General features: G+C 58.5%; 1 protein-coding gene. It reads right to left on the bottom strand.

Annotated elements, in window-relative coordinates; translation table 11 throughout:
- Positions 1 to 41: 41 nt before the first annotated feature.
- Positions 42 to 867, bottom strand: an 826-nt coding sequence (locus tag C41B8_RS19185; RefSeq protein WP_084189219.1) for an IS3 family transposase, incomplete at its 5' end; no start/stop codon positions are given.

Here is an 867-nt window from a genome sequence, read left to right as displayed (position 1 = left end):
TACGGTAATCCCCCCATTTTTAACGCGAGCCAAAAGTGGAGCTAAGCGGCCATTGCGAGCTTCTGCTTGGGGGTGATGCCGCCGAGCGCCATGTTCGGGCGTTCGTTATTGTAAGTCCAGAGCCATTCGGTCGCAGCGTCCTGGACGTCAGCGATCGATTCGAATCGGTATAGGCTCAACCAGTCGGTTCGTACGGTTCGGTTGTAGCGCTCGACGTATGCGTTTTGCTGCGGCTTGCCGGGCTGGATGTATTGCAGCGTAATGCCGTGTTGCTCGGCCCAGACCGTCAGCGGACCGCTGACGTACTCCGGCCCATTGTCACAGCGGATCGCCTTCGGTTTCCCGCGCCATTCCATGATCTGCTCCAGGCTGCGGATGACCCGTGCCGAGGGCAGTGATAGATCGACTTCGATCCCCAAGCCTTCCCGGTTGTAATCGTCGATGACGTTGAACAACCGGAAGCCTCGGCCATCACTGAGCTGATCGTGCATGAAATCCATGGACCAGACGTGGTTGATCGCCTCGGGCTCTGCCAGTTTCTCCGGCACCTCGCGTCGCAAGCGCTTGCGCGGCTTGATCCGCAGATTCAGTTCGAGCTCACGATAGATTCGATACACGCGCTTATGGTTCCAGCGAAAGCCCTTGACGTTGCGCAGGTACAAAAAGCACAAGCCAAAGCCCCAACGACAGTGGGTATCGGTCAGACGCATTAACCAATCCGCGATCTCGGCATTTTCATCCGATAAGCGGGGCTGATAGCGATAGCACGTCACACTGATCGAGAACGCGGAACAGGCCAGCCGGATACTCAAGCCGTGCTCGGCCACGCTGCGCTGGGCCATCTCGCGGCGGCGAGATGGCCTTACC

It is taken from the genome of Salinisphaera hydrothermalis C41B8, from assembly GCF_000732535.1.
GTDB classification, from domain to species: Bacteria; Pseudomonadota; Gammaproteobacteria; order Nevskiales; family Salinisphaeraceae; genus Salinisphaera; species Salinisphaera hydrothermalis.
The sequence above is the reverse complement of the archived record's forward strand: the minus strand, read 5'-3'. Positions and strand labels throughout refer to the sequence as shown.